Source organism: Streptomyces sp. CLCI03 (genome assembly GCF_053615355.1).
In genome coordinates this window covers 2,381,684-2,401,446 of sequence record NZ_CM132132.1, presented here as the reverse complement: position 1 = coordinate 2,401,446, position 19,763 = coordinate 2,381,684, and the positions used below count along the sequence as shown (strand labels likewise).

Below are 19,763 nucleotides of genomic sequence, written 5' to 3'. Positions count from 1 at the left end.
GCGTAATCTCGAAGCCTGGAGCCCGCCGATCTCGGGACCTTGATCCACACCTTGGGGTTGCACAGCAGATGACTGCCATCTCTCTCGGAATGCCGGCCGTACCGACGAAGCTTGCCGACCGCAGGGTCAGCCGCAAGATCCAGGTCGGCAAGGTGGCCGTCGGCGGCGACGCACAGATCTCCGTGCAGTCGATGACCACGACCAGGACCTCCGACATCGGGGCGACGCTCCAGCAGATCGCCGAGCTCACCGCCTCCGGCTGCGACATCGTCCGCGTGGCCTGCCCCACCCAGGACGACGCCGACGCCCTCGCCGTGATCGCCAAGAAGTCGCAGATCCCGGTCATCGCCGACATCCACTTCCAGCCCAAGTACGTGTTCGCCGCGATCGACGCCGGCTGCGCCGCGGTCCGGGTGAACCCGGGCAACATCAAGCAGTTCGACGACAAGGTCAAGGAGATCGCGAAGGCCGCGAACGAGACGCGCACGCCGATCCGCATCGGTGTGAACGCCGGCTCCCTCGACGCCCGCCTGCTGAAGAAGTACGGCAAGGCCACCCCCGAGGCGCTGGTCGAGTCCGCGCTCTGGGAGGCCTCCCTCTTCGAGGAGCACGGCTTCGGCGACATCAAGATCTCGGTCAAGCACAACGACCCGGTCGTCATGGTCAACGCCTACCGCCAGCTCGCCGCCGCCTGCGACTACCCGCTGCACCTGGGCGTCACCGAGGCCGGCCCCGCCTTCCAGGGCACCATCAAGTCCGCCGTCGCCTTCGGCGCGCTGCTCTCCGAGGGCATCGGCGACACCATCCGCGTCTCCCTCTCCGCCCCGCCGGCGGAGGAGGTCAAGGTCGGCATCCAGATCCTGGAGTCCCTGAACCTCAAGCCGCGCCGCCTGGAGATCGTCTCCTGCCCGTCCTGCGGCCGCGCCCAGGTCGACGTCTACAAGCTGGCCGAGGAGGTCACGGCGGGCCTGGAGGGCATGGAGGTCCCGCTGCGCGTCGCGGTCATGGGCTGCGTCGTCAACGGCCCGGGCGAGGCCCGTGAGGCCGACCTCGGTGTCGCCTCCGGCAACGGCAAGGGCCAGATCTTCGTGAAGGGCGAGGTCATCAAGACCGTCCCCGAGTCGAAGATCGTGGAGACCCTCATCGAAGAGGCGATGAAGATCGCCGAGCAGATGGAGAAGGACGGCGTGATGAGCGGCGAGCCCACCGTCGCCATCGGCGTCTGATCTCGGCGAGCGATTCCGCGTCGTCAGTGGCCCCGGTGCCGTTCCCGCAGTTCGGGGGCGGGCCGGGGCTCTTTCGTGACCTCGGACGCGGCATCCCCGGGCGCCGCCGGGTACAGTGCGGAGATCAGCAGACTTGCATGGTGAGGCCCCAGTGTTGACGCAGACCACCACCCGGGTCCTTGAGCCCAGTGATCTCGACGCCGCGATGGAAATCCTCGGACGCGAGCCGGTCGAGAACGCCTTCGTCACCTCCCGGGTCCAGGTCGCCGGACTCGACCCCTGGCGCCTGGGCGGCGAGATGTGGGGCTGGTACGCCGACGGCGAGCTCCGCTCGCTCTGCTACGCCGGTGCCAACCTGGTCCCCGTCTGCGCCGGCCCCGACGCCGTACGCGCCTTCGCCGACCGGGCCCGGCGCACCGGCCGCCGCTGCTCCTCCATCGTCGGCCCCGCCGAGGCCACCCGACTGCTGTGGCAGCTCCTGGAGCCCACCTGGGGCCCGGCCCGCGAGGTCCGCTCCCACCAGCCGCTCATGGTCATCGAGCGCCCGTCCACCACGGTCGAGGCCGACCCGCAGGTCCGCCGGATCCGCAAGGACGAGATGGAACTGATCATGCCCGCCTGCGTGGCCATGTTCACCGAGGAGGTCGGCATCTCCCCGATGGCCGGTGACGGCGGGCTGCTCTACCAGGCCCGCGTCGCCGAGCTCGTCGCCAGTGGCCGTTCCTTCGCCCGCGTCGACGACGGCAAGGTCGTCTTCAAGGCCGAGATCGGCGCCGCCACCGCCCGCGCCTGCCAGATCCAGGGCGTGTGGGTCGACCCCGAGTTCCGCGGCCTCGGCCACTCGGAGACCGGCATGGCCGCCGTCGTCGCCTACGCGCTGCGCGACGTCGCCCCCGTGGTCAGCCTCTACGTGAACGACTTCAACACCGCCGCCCGGGCGGCCTACCACCGCGTCGGCTTCCGCGAGGTCGGCGCGTTCATGAGCGTCCTCTTCTGACACCCGCTTCCGACACCGCCCGCACCTGATCGCAGCCGCGGGCGACGGACCTCGGCTGTGGCATTCCGGCAGCCCCGTACCGCGAAGTAAGGTCGCCGCATGCTGCCTTCCGGAGTCCGAATCGCTCCCCTCGACCTCGCCGCCCGCGTGGACGAGGCCCTGCGCGTACAGGCCGTCGCCTTCGGCCTCAGCGAGGAGGAGGTCGGCATCCGGCGCTACATCGTCCAGCGCCACATGACCTGCCGCGGCGCCCGCGCCCTCGGGGCGTTCGCCGAGGACGGCGCGCTCACCGGCTTCGTGTACGGGATGCCGAACGACCGCACCCACTGGTGGTCCACCATCGTCGAGCCCTACCTGCGCGCCGGCGGCCACGAGGACTGGCTCGACGGCTCCTTCGTGATCACCGAGCTGCACGTCCACCCCGGCTTCCAGGGCCACGGCGTCGGCCGCGCCCTGATCACCGGCATCACCGACGACGCCGCCGAGCCCCGCTCGATCCTCTCCGCCATCGACACCGAGAGCCCCGCCCGCGGCCTCTACCGGGCCCTCGGCTACACCGACCTCGCCCGCCAGGTCCACTTCCCGAGCGCGAGCCTGCCGTACGCGGTCATGGGCGCGCCCCTGCCGCTGATCAGGCGCTGACCAGGCACTGAAACCGGTACCGCGGGCCGCCGGGCCCCCGGTAATCTCCCGACATGTCTACGCAACACGTGCAGCGCATGTCCCGCCTCATGGCCAAGACCCTCCGCGAGGACCCGGCCGACGCCGAAACCCTCAGCCACCGGCTCCTGGTCCGCGCCGGCTACGTCCGACGCAGCTCCGCCGGGGTGTGGACGTGGCTGCCGCTCGGCAAGCGGGTCCTCGACAACGTCTCGCGGGTCGTCCGCGAGGAGATGGACGCGATCGGGGCCCAGGAGGTACTGCTCCCGGCCCTGCTGCCGAAGGAGCCGTACGAGGTCAGCGGACGCTGGTCGGAGTACGGGGACCTGCTGTTCCGGCTGAAGGACCGCAAGGGCGCGGACTACCTGCTCGGACCCACGCACGAGGAGATCTTCACCCTCGTGGTGAAGGACCAGTGCACCTCCTACAAGGACCTGCCGGTCATGCTCTACCAGATCCAGACCAAGTACCGGGACGAGGCGCGGCCCCGGTCCGGGGTGCTGCGCGGTCGCGAGTTCCAGATGAAGGACTCCTACTCCTTCGACGTGTCCGACGAGGGGCTGGAGGAGTCCTACCGACTCCACCGCGAGGCGTACGTCCGCATCTTCGAGCGGCTCGGCCTGGACCACCGGATCGTGTCGGCCGTCTCGGGCGCCATGGGCGGTTCGGCGTCGGAGGAGTTCCTCGCCCCGGCCGAGGCGGGCGAGGACACCTTCGTGGACTGCCCGTCCTGCGACTACGCGGCGAACACGGAGGCCGTGACCTTCGCCCTGGCCCCCGTCTCCGCGGAGCACCCGGCACTGGAGGAGGTGGACACCCCGGACACCCCGACGATCGAGACCCTCGCCGCGCACCTGGGCGTACCCGCCTCCGCGACGCTGAAGAACCTCCTGGTCAAGGTGGACGGCGAGATCACGGCGGTGGGCGTGCCGGGGGACCGGGAGGTGGACCTCGGCAAGCTGGGGGAGCACCTGGCCCCGGCGGTCGTGGAGTTGGTGACGGCCGAGGACTTCGAGGGCCGCCCGGACCTGGTACGCGGCTACGTCGGCCCGCAGGGCCTGGACAAGGTCCGCTACCTGGCCGACCCCCGCGTCGCGCCCGGCACTTCCTGGGTGACGGGCGCCAACCGGGCGGACACGCACGCCCGGAACGTCGTCTGCGGGCGGGACTTCGAGGTGGACCGGTACCTGGACGTGGTGGTCGTGGAGCCGGGCGACCCCTGCCCCTCCTGCGGGGCGGGGCTGAAGCTGGACCGGGCGATCGAGATCGGGCACATCTTCCAGCTGGGCCGCAAGTACGCGGACGCCTTCGGCCTGGACGTCCTCGGCCGCGAGGGCAAGCCGGTCCGGGTCACGATGGGCTCCTACGGCATCGGCGTCTCCCGCGCGGTGGCGGCGCTGGCCGAGCAGACGGCGGACGAGCGCGGTCTGTGCTGGCCCGCGGCGGTGGCCCCGGCCGACGTCCACGTGGTGGCGGCGGGCAAGGCGGTGCCGCTCGCGCTCGCCGAGGAGGCGGCGACGACCCTGGCCGCGGCGGGACGGCGGGTGCTGCTGGACGACCGGCCCGGCCTGTCGCCCGGCGTGAAGCTCACGGACGCGGAACTGATCGGCGTGCCGTGGATCCTGGTGGCGGGCCGCCGCTCCGCCGACGGGGTGGTCGAACTCCAGCACCGCGCCACGGGCACCCGCGAGGAGCTCCCCCTGACGGAAGCCCTGTCCCGCCTGACGTCGTAGCACCGGGAAACGGGCAAAGGGCGGGTCGGGGCCGGCTCCGCGCGGCGGCTAGTCGCGCAGCCCCTCCCGCTCCTCCTCCGGCGGCGGCGCGTCCAGCATCAGGCCGTCCGCCGGCCCGCCGAGCGCGTCCGGCACCGGGGCTCCGTCGAGCGCGTCCGTATCCGCGTCGGCGACCTCGGCCGGCCCGGGGCCTTCGGAAGCCGGGCCGGCCGGGGCCGGTTCCTCCCGCGCGGGCGCCGCCGCCGGCGGAGGGGCCGAGCGCTCGAGGAAGCGCAGCAGCTCCACCGGGAAGGGCAGCACCAGCGTGGAGTTCTTCTCGGCGGCGACCGCCACGATCGTGTGCAGCAGGCGCAACTGCAGCGCCGCCGGCTGCTCCGACATGACCTCCGCCGCCTCGGCGAGCTTGTGCGAGGCCTGCAGCTCCGCGTCCGCGTTGATCACGCGCGCCCGGCGCTCCCGGTCCGCCTCCGCCTGCCGGGCCATCGACCGTTTCATCGTCTCCGGCAGCGACACGTCCTTGATCTCGACCCGGTCGATCTGCACGCCCCAGCCCACCGCCGGGCTGTCGATCATCAGCTCCAGCCCCTGGTTGAGCATCTCCCGGTTCGACAGCAGATCGTCCAGGTCGGACTTTCCGATGATCGACCGCAGCGAGGTCTGGGCCATCTGCGAGACGGCGAAGCGGTAGTCCTCCACCGCCACGATCGCGCTCGCCGGGTCGACGACCTTGAAGTACACGACCGCGTCCACCCGCACCGTGACGTTGTCCCGGGTGATGCCCTCCTGCGCGGGCACGGGCAGCGTCACGATCTGCATGTTGACCTTGCGGAGCCGTTCCACGAACGGAACGATCGTCGTGAAGCCGGGCTGGCGGATCTCCTCGCGCAGCCTGCCGAAGCGGAAGACCAGGCCCCGCTCGTACTGCTTGACCACCCGGGCGGCGGCGCCCACGTAGACGACGGCGGCCACACCCGTGGCGATCGCCGCTGTCAGCAGTTCTTCGACCATGACGGCCCCCTGCCGGACATACCTTGATATCTACGGTATGCCCTACAACCAGGCGGCGAACTCCAGCAGCAGTTCCGCGTCCCTGCGCCGCCCCGCGGCCAGCGCGCGATTACCCGACTCCACCGCCCGGAACAGCGTCCAACCCCGCAGCCGCTCCCGGTCCACCTCCAGCGCGTCCGCCAGCTTGTTCACCCGGCGCCGGGCGCCCGCCGCCCCCGCGGAGGAGGCCACCTGGTCCTCCAGCCGGTCCCGGACCAGCCGCGCCAGGTCGTACGCCCGCTCGCCGACCAGCGGATCGGGGCCCACTGTCAGCCACGGGGCCCGCTCGCCCGCGAGCACCTTGCCCTGCCGGAAGTTCCCGTGCAGCAACAGCTCCTCCGGCGGGCCCGCCACCAGCTCCGCCCGCATCGCCAGCGCCGTGTCCGCCAGCGCCCGGGTCTCGGCCGGAGCCGACCGCAGGGCCGCCGACTGCCACTCGGTGCGCTCCGCCACCGTCTCCCACCCGTGCCCGGCCGGCGGCGCCACCCACAGCCTGCGCAGGGTGCCGCTCGCCTCCAGCAGGGCCTTCGCCTCCGGCAGAGACCTCAGCGACACCTCCGGGTGCAGCCGCTCCAGCAGCAGCGCCCCGTCGTCGTCGTGATGCCGCGTGTCGAGGACCCGTACGGCCCCGAAACCGCCCCAGTGGGCCAGTGCGGCCAGCTCCCGGTCGGGCCGGGCGTGCGGGGGCGCCAGTTTCAGTGCGGCCGGGGTCCCGTCGGCGTAGGTGACGAGGACCACCAGGCTGCTGCGGCCACCCGGGGCCTGCACCCGACGGGCCGCCACCCCGCGCCGGGACAGCGCGGCCTCGGTGAGTCGGGGCAACTGCCCCAGCCAGTCCGTGTCCTGCGCCGTCTCCGGCATCTCGCCGAGCGCCCGTACAAGCCGCTGCGGCGGTTCGAAAGCCATGCGTGCGTGGTCCCTTTCAGCTGTGCCGGGCCCGTTGCGCCTCGTCAGCGCGTTCCGTGAGCCCAGGGAAGGCTACGCCGACACCACGCCAGCGTGCCGCGCGCACTGCCGCCGCGGTCAGCGCGTCGGCCGCCTCGCGGCGCAGCGGACCCTCCGCGGCACGCACCAGATCGGAGTACGCGCCGGCCACCCGGTCCTCGATCTCGGCGGCCAGCCGCTCGGCGTCGGCCGGGGTGCGGACCTCGAACGGCAGGGCGTACGCGGCCTCCGCCGGCCGGGGTGCGCCGCCCAGCTCCCGTACGGTCCGGGCCAGCGCGTCCCGCCGCGCGAGGTGGACGCCGTACGACTCGCGGGCCTGCGCCGCACGGGCGCCGCCGGACCGGGCGCCGATCACCCCGTAGCCGTAGGCGGCCGCGTGCTCGGCGGCGAGCGCGGCCTGGGCGGCCTCCAGGGCCCGGCCGGCGGGGGAGGGTTCGGGCTTCACGAGGTGGCTCCGGGGTTCGAGGTCAGCAGGTACGCGTGTACGGCGCCGCAGGCGGCGACCGAGGCCAGCAGCCGGGCCAGCTCGCCGGGGGCCCCGGCCAGGTCGATGGTCCGCGACTCGGACAGGCCCCGCTCGGCGTCCGCGAGCGCGCTCAGCGCCTCCTCGGGCTTCGGCGGCACCGGCTCGCCGCTCGCCGCGGGCGCGGCGGCACCCGTACCGCCGGACCGGGACGGGGAGGGCGACGGCGCGGCCGAAGGAGTGAGGGACAGGGCCGCGGTATGGGCGGCGACGGCGGCCCGCAGCGGGGCGAGCCGCGCGGCCAGGGCCGGATGGGCGGCCGTGGTGGCGTCGTAACGTTCCAGCAGTCGCGTACTGTCACGAACGGCGCTCTCCCGCATCCGCCGTTCGAGTGGAATCGTGACGTCGGCGTCGGAAGCGCCGCCGTCCGAGCACCCGGTGAGCAGCGCGGCGCCTGCCACGCCGGCCGCACCGGCGAGCAGGCTCCTGCGCGAGGGTCTCGAAGGCTGGGTCCAGGACACGGCGACGTCCTCCGGGTGATGACGGGACAGATGGCGGGACTGCCGGCGGGCAGGGTGTGATCACGGTACCCGGGGCCCTGTCCACAGGGCGGACGGCAACACCCTCCGACACCGGATACCCTTTGACCTGACACACGACGGAAACCACAACAGCACACGCGGCCGAGGAGTCACCCGGATGAGCACCACCCAGAGCGACAGGCTGCGCGGACTGCTGGAGCCGCTCGTCGCCGCCAAGGGCCTGGACCTCGAAGAGATCGAGATGTCCCGGGCGGGCAAGCGCCGGATGCTGCGGATCATCGTGGACTCCGACGAGGGCGTGGAGCTGGACGCGTGTGCCGAGCTGAGTCGCGAGGTCTCCGACAAGCTCGACGAAACCGATGTGATGGGTGAGGACGAGTACGTCCTCGAAGTGAGCTCGCCGGGCGCCGACCGCCCGCTGACCGAGCACCGTCACTACGTACGGGCGATCGGCCGTCTCGTGAAGTTCCAGCTCGCCGAGGGCGGGGAACTGATCGCCCGCATTCTCGAAGTCGACGACGAGGGCCTGGACCTCGAAGTCCCGGGCGTGAAGGGCCGCAAGGCGACCGCCCGGCGTATCGCATTCACCGACATCGCCAAGGCGCGTGTCGAGATCGAGTTCAACCGCAAGGACAAGAAGGAAGAGGAGGCGTAGCCGTGGACATCGACATGAGTGCCCTGCGGGGTCTGGTCCGGGAGAAGGAGATCTCCTTCGACCTGCTCGTCGAGGCGATCGAGTCGGCCCTCCTCATCGCGTACCACCGGACCGAGGGGAGCTTCCGCCGCGCTCGCGTCGTGCTGGACCGCACCAATGGTCACGTGGTCGTGTGGGCGACGGAAGACCCGAGGGATCTCGAAGAGGGCCAGGAGCCCAAGGAGTTCGACGACACGCCGTCGGACTTCGGCCGGATCGCCGCGACGACCGCCAAGCAGGTGATCCTGCAGCGTCTGCGCGACGCCGAGGACGACCTGACCTTCGGCGAGTTCGCCGGCCGTGAGGGCGACGTCATCACCGGCGTCGTCCAGCAGGGCAAGGACCCCAAGAACGTCCTCGTCGACATCGGCAAGCTGGAAGCCATCCTGCCGGTGCAGGAGCAGGTGCCCGGCGAGGAGTACACGCACGGCCTGCGCCTGAAGGCGTACGTCGTACGGGTGGCGAAGGGCGTCCGCGGTCCGTCCGTGACCCTCTCGCGCACCCACCCCAACCTGGTGAAGAAGCTCTTCTCGCTGGAGGTCCCGGAGATCGCCGACGGCAGCGTCGAGATCTCTGCGATCGCCCGTGAGGCCGGTCACCGCACCAAGATCGCCGTGCGGTCCACCCGCTCGGGTCTCAACCCGAAGGGCGCCTGCATCGGCCCGATGGGCAGCCGCGTGCGCAACGTGATGGCCGAACTGCACGGCGAGAAGATCGACATCGTCGACTGGTCGGACGACCCGGCGGAGATGGTCGCGAACGCGCTGTCACCCGCGCGGGTGAGCAAGGTCGAGGTCGTCGACTGGGACTCCCGGTCCGCCCGGGTGACCGTGCCGGACTACCAGCTGTCGCTGGCCATCGGCAAGGAGGGCCAGAACGCCCGCCTCGCCGCGCGGCTCACCGGCTGGCGCATCGACATCCGCCCCGACACCGAGGTCTCCCCGGACGCCGACCGCGACCGGGACCGGGGCGGGGAATAAACCGGTACCGTCCGGGCTTGCCCGGACGGTAGACAGGGTGCACGGCCGCCGCCGAGGCGGCGGATACAAGACAACACAACAGCCGTTCGATCTTTCCCCCGCGACTTGTCGGGAGAGAGGTCGGTGCGGGGAGGTAGACTTAGGCGTGTCTGGCCGGACGCAAGCCCGCGCATGCCCCGAACGCACCTGTGTGGGGTGTCGGGAGCGAGCGGCCAAGAACGATCTGCTGCGCGTCGTGGCGGACGGGGACGCATGCGTCCCTGATCCACGCGGCACGAGGCCGGGACGGGGTGCGTACGTGCACCCCGCCGTGGTCTGCCTCGACCAGGCGATTCGCCGCCGTGCGTTCCCCCGGGCCCTTCGGTCCGCCGGAGCGCTCGACACGGAGAACCTGCGCAATGCCGTGGCCGATGAGGCCGGGCACACCGTAAAGAAGTAGTACGGCACGGATAACCGTGCGGTCAGGTACCTCGCGAGTTGGAAGTAGGTCGAGATTGCGATGAGCACTCGATGAGTACGCGATGAGTACGCCCATGAAGTAGCGACGGTCCGGCGTAACCCGGACCTAAAAGGAGCGAAGTGGCTAAGGTCCGGGTATACGAACTCGCCAAGGAGTTCGGAGTTGAGAGCAAGGTCGTCATGGCCAAGCTCCAGGAACTCGGTGAGTTCGTCCGTTCGGCGTCCTCGACGATCGAGGCGCCGGTTGTACGCAAGTTGACCGACGCGCTGCAGGGCCCCGGCGGTAACGCCGGCAAGTCCGCCGCGAAGCCGGGTGCGCCTCGCAAGGCCGCCCCCGCCAAGCCCGGGGCTCCCACCCCGGGTGCCGCCGCACGTCCCGCTGCGCCGAAGCCCGGCGCACCGGCCCCCAAGCCGGTCGTCGCGGAGGCTCCGGCCGCCGCAGCGCCCGCACCGGTGACTCCGGCCGCCTCCGGCCCGCGTCCCGGCCCGAAGGCTCCGGCCGCCCCGAAGCCCGCTCCGGCGGCGCCCGTGGCGACCGAGTTCTCCGCGCCTCCGGCGGCCCCGGCCGCCCCGGCGCGCACCGAGCGTCCCGCCGCGGCTCCCGGCCCCCGCCCGGCGCAGCAGCGTCCGGCCCAGGGTCAGGGTGGCCAGGCCGGTGCCCGTCCCGGCGCCCCGCGCCCGGCCGGCGCCACTCCCGGTGCCCCGTCGCAGCGTCCCTCCGGAGCCCCCGGCTCCCAGGCGCCGCGTCCGCAGGGTGCCCGTCCGGCGGGTCCCCGTCCGGGCAACAACCCCTTCACCTCCGGCGGCTCCACCGGCATGGCGCGCCCCCAGGCGCCCCGTCCGGCCGGCGCGCCCCGTCCCGGTGCCCCCGGCGCCGGTGGCGGCCAGGGTGCTCCCCGCCCGCAGGGTGGTCCCGGCGGCGCTCCGCGTCCGCAGGGTCCCGGCGGCGCCCGTCCGACCCCGGGCGGCATGCCGCGTCCGCAGGGCGGCGCCCCGCGTCCCGGTGGTGCTCCCGGTGGTAACCGTCCGAACCCGGGCATGATGCCGCAGCGTCCCGCTGCCGGTGGTCCCGGTCCCCGGCCCGGTGGCGGCCCCGGTGGCCGTGGTCCCGGTGCGGGTGGCGCAGGTCGTCCCGGCGGTGCCGGTCGTCCCGCGGGCGGCGGCTTCGCCGGTCGTCCGGCCGGTCCGGGCTCGCGTCCCGGCGGCGGTGGCGGCTTCGGCGGCCCGCGTCCCGGTGGCGGCGGCTTCGGCGGCGGTCCGGCCGGTGCCGGTGGCGGCGGTCGTCCCGGCTTCGGTGGTCGTCCCGGTGGTCCCGGTGCCCGTGGTGGCACGCAGGGCGCCTTCGGTCGTCCCGGTGGTCCGGCCCGTCGTGGTCGCAAGTCCAAGCGTCAGAGGCGCCAGGAGTACGAGGCCATGCAGGCCCCGTCCGTCGGCGGCGTGATGCTGCCGCGCGGTGGCGGCGAGACCGTGCGCCTGTCGCGCGGTGCCTCCCTCACCGACTTCGCGGAGAAGATCAACGCCAACCCGGCGTCGCTCGTCGCCGTGATGATGAACCTCGGCGAGATGGTCACCGCCACGCAGTCCGTCTCCGACGAGACGCTCGAGATGCTGGCCGGCGAGATGAACTACGTCGTCCAGATCGTCAGCCCGGAGGAAGAGGACCGCGAGCTCCTCGAGGGCTTCGACATCGAGTTCGGCGAGGACGAGGGCGGCGAGGAGTTCCTGCTGCCGCGTCCGCCGGTCGTCACCGTCATGGGTCACGTCGACCACGGTAAGACCCGCCTTCTCGACGCCATCCGCAAGACGAACGTCGTCGCGGGCGAGGCCGGTGGCATCACCCAGGGCATCGGTGCCTACCAGGTCTCCACCGAGGTCAACGACGAAGAGCGCAAGATCACCTTCATCGACACCCCGGGTCACGAGGCGTTCACCGCCATGCGTGCACGTGGTGCGAAGTCGACCGACATCGCGATCCTCGTGGTCGCGGCCAACGACGGCGTCATGCCGCAGACGATCGAGGCGCTCAACCACGCCAAGGCCGCCGGCGTCCCGATCGTCGTCGCGGTCAACAAGATCGACGTCGAGGGTGCCGACCCGGTCAAGGTGCGCGGTCAGCTCACCGAGTTCGGTCTGGTCGCCGAGGAGTACGGCGGCGACACGATGTTCGTCGACATCTCCGCCAAGCAGGGTCTGCACATCGACTCCCTGCTGGAGGCCGTCGTCCTCACCGCCGACGCCTCGCTCGACCTGCGCGCCAACCCGGAGCAGGACGCTCAGGGTATTGCGATCGAGTCCCACCTCGACCGTGGCCGCGGTGCCGTCGCCACCGTCCTCGTCCAGCGCGGTACCCTCCGCGTCGGCGACACGATGGTCGTGGGCGACGCCTACGGCCGCGTGCGCGCCATGCTCGACGACAAGGGCAACAACATCGAGGAAGCGGGTCCCGCGACCCCCGTCCTGGTCCTGGGTCTCACCAACGTCCCCGGCGCCGGCGACAACTTCCTCGTCGTCGACGAGGACCGCACCGCCCGTCAGATCGCCGAGAAGCGTGCTGCGCGCGAGCGCAACGCCAACTTCGCCAAGCGCGTCCGCCGGGTGTCCCTGGAAGACCTCGACTCGGTCCTCAAGGCCGGTCTCGTCCAGGAACTCAACCTCATCATCAAGGGCGACTCGTCCGGTGCGGTCGAGGCTCTCGAGTCCTCGCTGCTCCAGCTCGACGTCGGCGAAGAGGTCGACATCCGCGTCCTGCACCGTGGTGTGGGTGCGGTCACCGAATCGGACATCTCGCTGGCGATGGGCTCCGACGCCATCGTCATCGGCTACAACGTCCGTGCCGTCGGCCGTGCCGCGCAGATGGCGGACCGCGAGGGCGTCGACGTCCGCTACTACTCGGTGATCTACCAGGCCATCGAGGAGATCGAGGCGGCCCTGAAGGGTCTCCTCAAGCCGGAGTACGAAGAGGTCGAGCTCGGTACGGCGGAGGTCCGCGAGATCTTCCGCTCGTCCAAGCTGGGCAACATCGCCGGTGTCCTCATCCGGTCCGGCGAGGTCAAGCGCAACACCAAGGCGCGGCTCCTGCGCGATGGCAAGGTCATCGCCGAGAACCTCACCATCTCCGGTCTGCGCCGCTTCAAGGACGACGTCACCGAGATCCGCGAGGGCTTCGAGGGTGGTATCAACCTCGGTTCCTTCAACGACATCAAGATCGACGACGTCATCGCGACGTACGAGATGCGCGAGAAGCCCCGCGCGTAAGCGCGGGGCACATCGCACCGTGTCGTAGCTCGTCACACCGGGGCCGGTCGGCGGAATATCCGTCGATCGGCCCCGGCCGTTGCGTGTACGGTTCTGGTGACCCTGCCGAGCGACGGCCGGCAGGCCACCGAACCCGCACCGGCGGGATATCCGGAACTGCATGTACGTGGGGACTCTGTCCTTCGATCTGCTCCTCGGCGACGTCCACTCGCTGAAGGAGAAACGCTCCGTGGTCCGGCCCATCGTGGCCGAGCTCCAACGCAAGTTCTCCGTGAGCGCGGCTGAAGTGGGCGACCAGGACCTGCACCGCAGGGCCCGTATAGGGGTCGCCCTGGTGAGTGGGGACGCGGGGTTCCTCTCGGACGTACTGGACCGCTGCGAGCGGCTGGTCGCGGCGCGTCCGGAAGTGGAGCTGCTGTCCGTACGACGGCGCCTCCACGGTGATGAAGACTGATAGCAAGACATAAGAAGGAGACGGACCAGTGGCCGACAATGCGCGGGCGAAGAAGCTGGCGGACCTCATCCGGGAGGTGGTGGCCGAGAAGCTGCAGCGTGGAGTCAAGGACCCCCGCCTCGGTACGCACGTGACCATCACGGACACCCGGGTCACCGGCGACCTGCGGGAGGCCACGGTCTTCTACACGGTCTACGGCGACGACGAGGACCGCGCCAGCGCGGCTGCGGGCCTGGAGAGCGCCAAGGGCGTACTGCGCTCCGCGGTCGGCCGGGCGGCGGGCACCAAGTTCACGCCCACCCTGACCTTCGTCGCGGACGCCCTCCCGGAGAACGCCAAGACCATCGAGGACCTCCTCGAAAAGGCGCGGACCTCCGACGCCCAGGTGCGCGAGGTGTCCTCCGGCGCCCAGTACGCCGGCGACGCCGACCCGTACAAGAAGCCGGGCGACGACGAGGACGCAGCCGCCGAATGAGCAACGCAGGGAAGACTCCGGACGGCCTTGTCATCGTCGACAAGCCGTCCGGCTTCACTTCGCACGACGTGGTCGCCAAGATGCGCGGGATGGCCAAGACCCGCCGCGTCGGCCACGCGGGAACACTGGACCCGATGGCGACGGGCGTCCTCGTCCTCGGCGTCGAGAAGGCCACCAAGCTCCTCGGCCACCTCGCGCTCACCGAGAAGGAGTACCTGGGCACGATCCGCCTGGGCCAGGACACCCTGACGGACGACGCCGAAGGCGAGATCACTTCGTCCACGGACGCCTCCGGGGTCACCCGGGAAGCCGTGGACGCCGGTATCGCCAAGCTGACCGGCGAGATCATGCAGGTCCCGTCCAAGGTCAGCGCCATCAAGATCAAGGGTGTGCGTTCCTACAAGCGCGCCCGCGACGGCGAGGACTTCGAGATCCCGGCCCGCCCGGTCACGATCTCCTCCTTCCAGGTGTACGACATGCGCGAGGCGGAGGCCGAGGACGGCACGAAGGTCGTCGACCTCGTCGTCTCCGTCGTCTGCTCCAGCGGTACGTACATCCGCGCCCTCGCCCGTGACCTGGGCGCCGACCTCGGCGTCGGCGGGCACCTGACCGCACTGCGCCGCACACGGGTGGGCCCGTACAAGCTCGACAAGGCGCGGACCCTGGACCAGCTCCAGGAGGAGCTGACCGTCATGCCCATCGGCGAGGCTGCCGCCGCGGCCTTCCCGCGCTGGGACCTGGACGCCCGGCGGGCCTCGCTGCTCGCCAACGGCGTGCGGATCGACATGCCGCAGGAGTACGAGTCCGGCCGCACGGTCGCGGTCTTCGGACCGCAGGGCGGGCTGCTCGGTCTCGTCGAGAGCAAGAACGGAAAGGCGAAGTCCCTCGCGGTCTTCGTCTGACGATCGGGTGTTGACGTGGAGCGGTGAGCGCACAAGGACTGCCGCTCACCGCTCCACGACCCCCCTCGGGTAGGTCTCTATCCACCCTGACCCCTGTATTCACCCGTCCGAGCAGGCGCTCGGAGTGAAATCAGGGAGCGTAAGGGGGCGCTTTCGCCTCGCGTGCTTTTCGTGCTGATCTTCACCTGCCTACCGTCGTGAGCACGGGGCGTTGCGGGGGAGTGGGTGCGGCCATGGCGGAGCTCGTCAAAATCTGTGATCCGGCCGGGCGGGAGCGCGGCAGCGGGTTCGTCGCGGACGACCGCGGGACGGTCGTCACCAGCCACGAGGCCGTCGACGGCCTGCCCCGGGTCGTGCTGCACGCCCCCGGCCGGACCTGGCTGGCCGAGGCGGCCGACGTGACCGCGCTGCCGGCCCTCGCGCTGGCCCTCATCCGCACGGACGGGCTCGGCCTGCGGCCGCTTCCGGTGGCGCCGCGCGAGGTGATCGATCCCGGAACCTACGTACGGCTGCCCGCGCGCGGATGGCGGCAGGCGCGGGTACTGGGCGGCACGGAGGTCGACTACCCGGCGACGGACCGGTCCCACGCGGTGCCCGCGGGCGTGGCCGTGGAGCTGGCGATCGGCACCGACGGCCGGGACGCGCTACGGCTGGGCGGGGAGGCCTGCGGGGGCCCCGTCCTCGACGCCGACTCCGGAGCGGTGCTCGCGGTGGTGGGCACCGCCCTGCGGGCGGAGCACCGCTCCGGAGGCTTCGCGGTGGCCCTGCGGGCAGCCGCCGGGGCCGATCCGCACGGCCCGCTGGCCGCACTGCTGGAACGCAACGCCGCGACCGTGCCCGGCCACGGAGCCGATCTGAACCTCGCCGGGGCACTGGAACTGACCGCGACCACACTGGGCGCCTCCCTCCTCCCGGACGGCCCCGAACCCGTGGAACGCCCGGGCATCGCCGCCGAACTGGACGCCTTCACCACCGGTGACCGCCCGGTCCTCGGCCTCGTCGGGGACCCCGGCACGGGCCGCACCACGGAGCTCGCGGCCCTGGCCGTACGCCGCGCACGGGGCGCCTGCCCGGCCCCGACGCTGTGGCTGCGCGGCGCGGACCTGCGCGCCACCGACACCTCCCTGGCCGACGCGGCCACCCGCGCCCTCACGGCGGCGGCCCGCATCGTGGGGTCAGCCGGTTCCGCCGGGGCCGGGGGCGTGTCGGGGCCCTCCCCGCAGGGCGCCGAACGCAGTGCCGTCCGACGTTCCGACCCCGCGTCACGTTCGGCGCCCGAGGAGACGCCCCGGCGCGCACCCGGCCCCGGCGGAACCCCGCCCGACACCGGTCACAGCCGCCCCGCCTCCGGCACGGGCTCCGGCGGGGCTCCCGGCACGGGCTCCGGCGGAACCATCCCGGCCGACGGGTGCGGCCGACCGGTCCCGGCGGGAGCCGCGGCCCACCTCGCCGACGTCGTCGCCCGCGCCGGCCGCCGCCTCCTCGTCGTCCTCGACGCCCCGGAGGAGATGCCGCCGGAGCTCGCCCACCGGCTCGCCCCCTGGACCACCGCCACCGCGGCGTGGCTGCACGCCACCGGCACCCGGCTGGTCGTCGCCGCCCGACCCGAGTACTGGGAAGGGGCCGGCGCCCTCTACCCGCCCGAGGCACTGCACACCCCGGCCCGCTCCGCCCGACGGCTGCCCCCCGCCCTCCCGCTCGCGGACCTCGACGCCGCCGAGGCCGAGACCGCCCGGGCCCGCCTCGGCATCCCCGCCGACGCCGTCCGGGAGGCCGACGCCCGGCATCCGCTCACCCTGCACCTGCTCGCCGGGATCCGGGCCGCCGAGGTCACCACCGGCCGGCCCGGCCGCGACGAGGTCTTCGCCGCGCACCTGGACCTGCTGTGCCTGCGCACCGCCGTCCGTATCGCAGCGGCCTGCGCCGACGCCGGCGGCGCCCGGGTCCACGGACCCGGCGTCAAGCGGCTCGCCGCACGGGTGGCCGGCCGCGTCCACGAGGCCGCCCGGCGCGCTCTGGGACCGGGCCAGGGGCAGCTGGACCGGGCCTCCTTCGAGGAGCTGTTCCCCTGGCGCACCGGCTGGGCCTCCGCCGTGCTCACCGAAGGACTGCTGCTGCCCGCCGGGCCGGGCTACCGCTTCGCCCACGAGGAGCTGTCCGACTGGATCCAGGCCGGCCACCTGGACGTGCCGACCGCCCTCGGCCTGCTCGTCCACGGCCCGGCCGAGCCCGGGCTGCCCGTGCCCCGACACCGGATCGGGCCCGTCCTGGAGGCCCTGCGCCGGCTCGCCCCCGACCGGCTGCGCGGCGAGCTCACCGGGCTCGTCCACCGACTCAACCGCTTCACGGAGGAACCGGAGCGGGCCGGCCCGGACCGCGCCTGGTGGGCCGCCCGACTGCTGCGCGAGACCCTGCTCCGGGCCCCGGACGCCCGTCCCCACCTGCCCGTCCTGCACGCCCTCGCCGAGCACGTGGCCCGGGCCGGCCCGGGGGAGTTCGGCGGCTGGTTCTGGAACCGGCTCCGGCTGCCCGAGCCCGACCGCCTCGACCTCTTGCGCCGGCTGCTGCCCGCCGACCCCGCCGAGGCGGTTCCCGGAGACCGCTACCTCGACGCCGCCGCCCGCCGCCTCGCCCGGGACCCGCGGCGCGCCCAGCCCCTGCTCTGTGCCTGGTTCACCGACGGGCGCCGGCTGCGCGGCCGCCCCGGGGCCACCGTCGCCACCGCCGCCCAGGCCCTGCTGCACACCCACCGCGGCCTCGCCGTGGACGACCTCACCGAGGCGCTCGTCGCCGCCGCGCACCCGCGCGCCGACGAGCTGCTCGCCGTACTCGCCGAGGAGGAGCCCTCCGCCCTGTGCCGGGCCGTCGACCGCTGGGCGAGCGACGAACGCCCCGGGCGGCGGGTCGCGGCCGCCACCTACGGGCAGGCCACCGCCCCGCACGTGCGCACCCCCGCCGACCGCGAACTGCTGCGCCGCGCCGCCCAGGCGCTGCTCGCCCGCCCCGCCGACGCCACCCTGCACGGCAGCGCCCTGGCGATCCTGCTCCGCGACCCGCAGGTCCGCGGCCGCTACCTGCCCGACGCCTTGGCCTGCTTCCGCGATCCCGAGTCCTGCTCCCGGCTGCCCGCGGAGGCACTGGTCGCGGCCCTGCCCGTGCTGCCCGACCCGGACGAGGTGTTCGCCGCCCTGCGCGCCCGGGCCGACGGGGAGGTGGTGCGCGCCCTGGCCGCGCTGACCACGCCGGGGCTGGCCCGGCGCGCGGCCGAGCTCGTGCGGGAGCACCTCGCGCGGTGTCCCGGGGACGCCCCGCACGCCGCCTTCTTCGTGGACCGTCGGCTCGACCAGGGTCCGGCCGCCGCGTCGGTGGTGCGGCCGCTGGTCCTGGACCTGCTCTTCGGCGCCCCGGCCGGCGTGCGTGCCGAGCTGGCCGTCGTCCTGGCGGCGCCCGGCGGGGCGGCCTCGCACCCGCTGCGCGGGGAGCTGGCCGACACCCTGCTGCGCGAGGAGGCCGATCCGGACGTGCTCGACGTGTTCCTCGGAGCCGTCGCGGCCGGGACCACCGGGCGCCCGCAGGACCGTACCCGCGAGCTGCTGCGGCGCACCGGGCGGCAGCTGCTGCGGACTCCGGGCGGGCCGGCGGTCTTCGAGCGGAGGACCGTCGAGCTGGCCCGGACCGAGCCGGCCTTCGGGGCGCTGGTGGCCCGCTGGCTGGCGACGGCGGAAGCGGAGGCCGCGGCCCTGCTCGGGCCGAGCGCCCGACGGACGGTGGAGACCCTGAGCAGGGCGGCCGTGGATGTGACGTGACGACAGACACGGTGGTGGATCGAGTCAGATGCCGATGCGGGGCACCGGCCACGGGCATGGCAGTCTTAGACCTGCAATCGGCAATCAGTTCAAGGACTAAACGGGTTCGGGCGAGGAGCGGTCACAGTGCAGCGCTGGCGTGGCTTGGAGGACATCCCCCAGGACTGGGGACGCAGCGTCGTCACCATCGGCTCCTACGACGGCGTGCACCGGGGACATCAGCTGATCATCGGGCGGGCGGTGGCCACGGCGCGTGAGCTCGGCGTCCCCTCCGTGGTGGTCACCTTCGACCCGCACCCGAGCGAGGTGGTCCGCCCCGGCAGCCACCCGCCGATCCTGGCCCCGTACGACCGGCGCGCCGAGCTGATGGCCGGGCTGGGCGTGGACGCGCTGCTGATCCTGCCGTTCACGGCGGAGTTCTCCCAGCTGTCCCCGGCCGACTTCATCGTGAAGGTCCTCGTCGACAAGCTGCACGCGCGCGCCGTCATCGAGGGGCCGAACTTCCGCTTCGGCCACCGGGCCGCCGGGAACGTCGACTTCCTGCGGGAGCTGGGCTCCACGTACGACTACGTGGTGGACGTCGTGGACCTGGTCGAGCGGGGCGAGGCGGGCGGCGGGGTGCCGTTCTCCTCGACGCTGGCGCGCCGGCTGGTGGCGGAGGGCGACATGGACGGTGCGGCCGAGATCCTGGGGCGTCCGCACCGGGTCGAGGGCGTGGTGGTGCGTGGTGCGCAGCGCGGGCGCGAGCTCGGCTACCCGACGGCGAACGTCGAGACGCAGCCGCACACCGCGATCCCGGCGGACGGGGTCTACGCGGGCTGGCTGACGGCGGACGGCGAGCGGATGCCCGCGGCGATCTCGGTGGGGACGAACGTGCAGTTCGACGCCACCGAGCGGACCGTGGAGGCGTACGCGATCGACCGCGTCGGGCTGGATCTGTACGGGATGCACGTCGCCGTCGACTTCCTCGCGTACGTACGGGGGATGGCGAAGTTCGAGTCGCTGGACGGGCTGTTGGAAGCGATCGCCGACGATGTGAAGCGGGCGCGGGTCCTGACGGACTCGTACGACCTGAAGCGCTGACGGACGCGACGAAGGGCCCGTACCACCCCCGGGGGTGGTACG

The 19,763-nt window shown here is 72.9% G+C and carries 17 protein-coding genes; 13 read left to right on the top strand and 4 right to left on the bottom strand.

Annotated features, from left to right (window positions below; genetic code table 11):
* The first annotated feature begins 68 nt into the window (after window positions 1–68).
* From ispG to ACWG52_RS10765, 4 genes are all read left to right on the top strand, one after another.
* Complete coding sequence (gene ispG, locus ACWG52_RS10780) at window positions 69–1,226, top strand: flavodoxin-dependent (E)-4-hydroxy-3-methylbut-2-enyl-diphosphate synthase (RefSeq protein WP_030386345.1); 1,158 nt, start codon at window positions 69–71, stop codon at window positions 1,224–1,226.
* Window positions 1,227–1,380: 154 nt separating this feature from the next.
* Entirely contained in the window at window positions 1,381–2,223 is an 843-nt protein-coding gene (locus ACWG52_RS10775; RefSeq protein WP_389806113.1) for a GNAT family N-acetyltransferase, read from the top strand.
* Window positions 2,224–2,322: 99 nt separating this feature from the next.
* Entirely contained in the window at window positions 2,323–2,865 is a 543-nt protein-coding gene (locus ACWG52_RS10770) for a GNAT family N-acetyltransferase (RefSeq protein ID WP_390141444.1), read from the top strand.
* 53 nt (window positions 2,866–2,918) lie between these two features.
* The gene (locus ACWG52_RS10765; protein WP_389805053.1) at window positions 2,919–4,616 is read left to right on the top strand and encodes a proline--tRNA ligase; all 1,698 of its coding nucleotides are present in this window, start codon (window positions 2,919–2,921) and stop codon (window positions 4,614–4,616) included.
* 48 nt (window positions 4,617–4,664) lie between these two features.
* Here ACWG52_RS10765 and ACWG52_RS10760 read toward each other — a convergent pair whose 3' ends face one another.
* From ACWG52_RS10760 to ACWG52_RS10745, 4 genes are read right to left on the bottom strand one after another with little or no spacing between them, the layout of a single operon-like run.
* Window positions 4,665–5,624 carry a slipin family protein gene (locus tag ACWG52_RS10760; protein WP_389805050.1) on the bottom strand — a complete coding sequence of 320 codons (960 nt, stop codon included), beginning with the start codon at window positions 5,622–5,624 and terminating at the stop codon, window positions 4,665–4,667.
* Between the two features lie 42 nt (window positions 5,625–5,666).
* The gene (locus ACWG52_RS10755) at window positions 5,667–6,569 is read right to left on the bottom strand and encodes an aminoglycoside phosphotransferase family protein (protein ID WP_161289962.1); all 903 of its coding nucleotides are present in this window, start codon (window positions 6,567–6,569) and stop codon (window positions 5,667–5,669) included.
* 16 nt (window positions 6,570–6,585) lie between these two features.
* Window positions 6,586–7,053, bottom strand: a complete 468-nt coding sequence (locus ACWG52_RS10750; protein ID WP_389805046.1) for a ferritin-like domain-containing protein — start codon at window positions 7,051–7,053, stop codon at window positions 6,586–6,588.
* On the bottom strand, window positions 7,050–7,592 hold the full coding sequence (locus ACWG52_RS10745; protein WP_033223012.1) for a hypothetical protein: 543 nt from the start codon (window positions 7,590–7,592) through the stop codon (window positions 7,050–7,052). The genes ACWG52_RS10750 and ACWG52_RS10745 overlap by 4 nt, the downstream gene beginning before the upstream one ends.
* Window positions 7,593–7,770: 178 nt before the next feature.
* Between ACWG52_RS10745 and rimP the strand changes: the two genes are divergently transcribed.
* The 9 genes from rimP (at window position 7,771) to ACWG52_RS10700 (ending at window position 19,721) form a co-directional block, all read left to right on the top strand.
* Window positions 7,771–8,268: a ribosome maturation factor RimP gene (gene rimP, locus ACWG52_RS10740; RefSeq protein WP_030386337.1), complete on the top strand. Its 498-nt coding sequence runs from the start codon at window positions 7,771–7,773 to the stop codon at window positions 8,266–8,268.
* Window positions 8,269–8,270: 2 nt separating this feature from the next.
* Window positions 8,271–9,287, top strand: coding sequence for a transcription termination factor NusA (gene nusA / locus ACWG52_RS10735; protein WP_033223013.1), 1,017 nt, complete (start codon window positions 8,271–8,273; stop codon window positions 9,285–9,287).
* A gap of 145 nt (window positions 9,288–9,432) precedes the next feature.
* Window positions 9,433–9,726 (top strand): YlxR family protein, encoded by a 294-nt coding sequence (locus tag ACWG52_RS10730; RefSeq protein ID WP_389805038.1) that lies wholly within the window; start codon window positions 9,433–9,435, stop codon window positions 9,724–9,726.
* 140 nt (window positions 9,727–9,866) lie between these two features.
* Window positions 9,867–13,001 (top strand): translation initiation factor IF-2, encoded by a 3,135-nt coding sequence (infB, locus tag ACWG52_RS10725; protein WP_390141440.1) that lies wholly within the window; start codon window positions 9,867–9,869, stop codon window positions 12,999–13,001.
* 160 nt (window positions 13,002–13,161) lie between these two features.
* Complete coding sequence (locus ACWG52_RS10720) at window positions 13,162–13,455, top strand: DUF503 domain-containing protein (protein ID WP_030651158.1); 294 nt, start codon at window positions 13,162–13,164, stop codon at window positions 13,453–13,455.
* Window positions 13,456–13,483: 28 nt separating this feature from the next.
* Window positions 13,484–13,930, top strand: a complete 447-nt coding sequence (gene rbfA, locus ACWG52_RS10715; RefSeq protein WP_189745718.1) for a 30S ribosome-binding factor RbfA — start codon at window positions 13,484–13,486, stop codon at window positions 13,928–13,930.
* Window positions 13,927–14,832, top strand: a complete 906-nt coding sequence (gene truB / locus ACWG52_RS10710) for a tRNA pseudouridine(55) synthase TruB (protein WP_389805030.1) — start codon at window positions 13,927–13,929, stop codon at window positions 14,830–14,832. Before rbfA ends, truB begins: the two co-directional genes overlap by 4 nt.
* Before the next feature lie 233 nt (window positions 14,833–15,065).
* On the top strand, window positions 15,066–18,638 hold the full coding sequence (locus ACWG52_RS10705; RefSeq protein ID WP_389805028.1) for a serine protease: 3,573 nt from the start codon (window positions 15,066–15,068) through the stop codon (window positions 18,636–18,638).
* A 126-nt stretch (window positions 18,639–18,764) separates the two neighbouring features.
* Window positions 18,765–19,721 carry a bifunctional riboflavin kinase/FAD synthetase gene (locus ACWG52_RS10700; protein WP_078909441.1) on the top strand — a complete coding sequence of 319 codons (957 nt, stop codon included), beginning with the start codon at window positions 18,765–18,767 and terminating at the stop codon, window positions 19,719–19,721.
* Window positions 19,722–19,763 lie beyond the last annotated feature (42 nt).

Bases quoted from the DNA above. Each gene is read 5' to 3' on its own strand.
- ispG (WP_030386345.1), top strand. From the start codon at position 69: ATGACTGCCATCTCTCTCGGAATGCCGGCCGTACCGACGAAGCTTGCC.
- ACWG52_RS10770 (WP_390141444.1), top strand. From the start codon at position 2,323: ATGCTGCCTTCCGGAGTCCGAATCGCTCCCCTCGACCTCGCCGCCCGC.
- ACWG52_RS10765 (WP_389805053.1), top strand. From the start codon at position 2,919: ATGTCTACGCAACACGTGCAGCGCATGTCCCGCCTCATGGCCAAGACC.
- ACWG52_RS10760 (WP_389805050.1), bottom strand. From the start codon at position 5,624: ATGGTCGAAGAACTGCTGACAGCGGCGATCGCCACGGGTGTGGCCGCC.
- ACWG52_RS10755 (WP_161289962.1), bottom strand. From the start codon at position 6,569: ATGGCTTTCGAACCGCCGCAGCGGCTTGTACGGGCGCTCGGCGAGATG.
- rimP (WP_030386337.1), top strand. From the start codon at position 7,771: ATGAGCACCACCCAGAGCGACAGGCTGCGCGGACTGCTGGAGCCGCTC.
- ACWG52_RS10720 (WP_030651158.1), top strand. From the start codon at position 13,162: ATGTACGTGGGGACTCTGTCCTTCGATCTGCTCCTCGGCGACGTCCAC.
- truB (WP_389805030.1), top strand. From the start codon at position 13,927: ATGAGCAACGCAGGGAAGACTCCGGACGGCCTTGTCATCGTCGACAAG.
- ACWG52_RS10705 (WP_389805028.1), top strand. From the start codon at position 15,066: ATGGCGGAGCTCGTCAAAATCTGTGATCCGGCCGGGCGGGAGCGCGGC.